The following is a 574-nucleotide window of genomic DNA, read 5'->3' on the forward strand; positions in this document are numbered from 1 at the left end:
CCGCACGTCGATGACGGCGGCAAGTTTGTGGATGCCCGAACCCGCTGAGGTCATCATATCGACCAATGGCACCAGAAGCTTCGGTGGCATATTGTCGACCACATACCAGCCCATGTCCTCGATGCTGTCGGCGGCGCGGGAACGTCCCGCGCCGCTCATGCCGGTGATCAGCAGCACCTCGAAGCCCTCAGCGGGCGAGGGCGCGCTGGAATGGGTGCCGTTCGGCAACGTTTCGTCATTCTTCCGAATCGTCATAGAGCCTCCTCAAGTGCGGCACGCATGGCGTGCTCAAGTCCTTCATCAAGCTCGAAACGCGTTTCCGCGCCCGACGCATTGGATGTCGGCGCGTTTCCTGCGCCCGTCATCAGCCATACCTGGACCATGGCTTGGTACAGCAGCATCTCCTCGCCCCCGATGGCCGTGCCGCCTTGTGCGCGCCATGCCTTCATCAGCTCGGTGGGACGGGGGTCGTATACCACGTCGAGCAACGTGCCGCGCATGGGACGGCCGGACGTGGACAGCTGCGCGGCGATGGAGTCGGCGGCATGGCCCGGTATGGTGTTGATCGCGACGG

General features: G+C 63.9%; 1 protein-coding gene and 1 pseudogene. Both read right to left on the reverse strand.

The window, feature by feature from the left end; genetic code table 11:
* Positions 1 to 255 (reverse strand): RNase adapter RapZ (locus B3C64_RS01675; protein ID WP_291533279.1); only part of this gene is annotated, 255 nt, incomplete at its 3' end.
* Positions 252 to 574, reverse strand: a pseudogene (locus B3C64_RS01680) (shikimate dehydrogenase); the annotation flags it as partial. The pseudogene B3C64_RS01680 and the gene B3C64_RS01675, both read right to left, overlap by 4 nt.

This window comes from Bifidobacterium sp. UBA6881 (assembly GCA_002451435.1).
Lineage (GTDB): Bacteria > Actinomycetota > Actinomycetes > Actinomycetales > Bifidobacteriaceae > Bifidobacterium.